The sequence below is a fragment of the Burkholderia sp. AW49-1 genome (assembly GCF_053427845.1).
In genome coordinates this window covers 1-1,330 of sequence record NZ_JBSAXF010000082.1, presented here as the reverse complement: position 1 = coordinate 1,330, position 1,330 = coordinate 1, and the positions used below count along the sequence as shown (strand labels likewise).

The 1,330-nt window shown below is 62.4% G+C and carries 1 protein-coding gene; it reads left to right on the top strand.

The window, feature by feature from the left end; all coding sequences use genetic code 11:
- The first annotated feature begins 94 nt into the window (after positions 1-94).
- A protein-coding gene (locus ACV22W_RS33470; RefSeq protein WP_164530916.1) for an IS3 family transposase occupies positions 95-1,293 on the top strand; the annotation gives its coding sequence in 2 pieces (ribosomal slippage) (positions 95-410 and positions 410-1,293; 1,200 coding nt in all).
- Positions 1,294-1,330 lie beyond the last annotated feature (37 nt).

Here is a 1,330-nt window from a genome sequence, read left to right as displayed (position 1 = left end):
TGGAGCGGCCCCACGTATCTGAGGACACGAGGACTCTCTTAAAATAAGGGATAGTCTTGTGCCTATCAGTAAGCCTAGTCATTACGTGGAAAGCATCGAAATTCTGACCGAGCCGGAGCGCCGTCGTCGGCGCACGGCGCAAGAAAAAATCGCCATCGTGCAGGAAACATTGGAGCCGGGAGCGTCGGTGTCGGCCGTTGCACGTCGGCACGGCGTCAACGCCAACCAAGTGTTCGGCTGGCGCAAGCAATACCAGGAAGGCAGTCTGGCGGCGGTGAAGGCAGGCGAAACCGTTGTGCCGGCATCTGAGCTGGCCGCCGCCATCAAGGAAATCAAGGAACTGCAACGGCTACTTGGGAAGAAGACGCTGGAGGTCGAAATCCTGAAAGAAGCCGTGGAATGGGGCCGTTCAAAAAACCTGATTGCGCGCTCGCCCTTGCTGCCGGGGGACGACCGATGAAGACGGTCTGCGAAGTTCTCGGCGTGGCGCGCTCTGCCGTGGCGGTGAAGCGAGCTCGCTCGTCCGACTGGCGCGATGGTCGCCGTGCCCGCGTGACCAACGATGCCAGGCTGGTCGAGGAGATTCAGGCCCATGTGGCGCACCTTCCCACCTACGGCTACCGCCGTGTCTGGGCGCTGCTGCGCCGCAGTCGGGAGCAGAGCGGTGCGCCGTGCATCAACGTCAAGCGCGTGTATCGGGTCATGCGGGAGCATCAGTTGCTGCTGCGCCGCCCTGGCGTGCGGCGAGATAAGCGGCGACATGACGGTCGCGTTGCGGTGGACCGCAGCAACACCCGCTGGTGCTCCGATGGCTTCGAGTTCCGATGCGACGATGGTACGCCGCTGCGCGTGACGTTTGCGCTGGACTGCTGCGACCGCGAGGCGATTAGCTGGGCAGCAACGACCGGCGGGCATAGCGGTGATGTGGTGCGCGACGTGATGCTGGCCGCCGTCGAACAGCGCTTCGGCACCACGCAGGCCGCGCAGCCCATTGAATGGCTGACGGACAACGGCTCGGCCTACATCGACCACCGCACGCGCAGCTTCGCTCGCGAACTGGGTCTTGAGCCGCTGACCACGCCGGTTCGTTCGCCGCAGAGCAATGGCATGGCCGAATCGTTCGTGAAGACCATGAAGCACAATTACGTCGCCTATATGGACAAGTCTGACGCACCAACAGCGCTCTCGCGTCTGGCTATCGCGTTTGAACACTACAATGAGCGCCACCCGCACAAAGCCCTGAAATACCGCTCGCCTCGCGAGTTCAGGCGTAATGCGGTGTCATCAACCTAACGGTGTCCGCGTGTCCTGAGTTACAGGGGCAACTCCA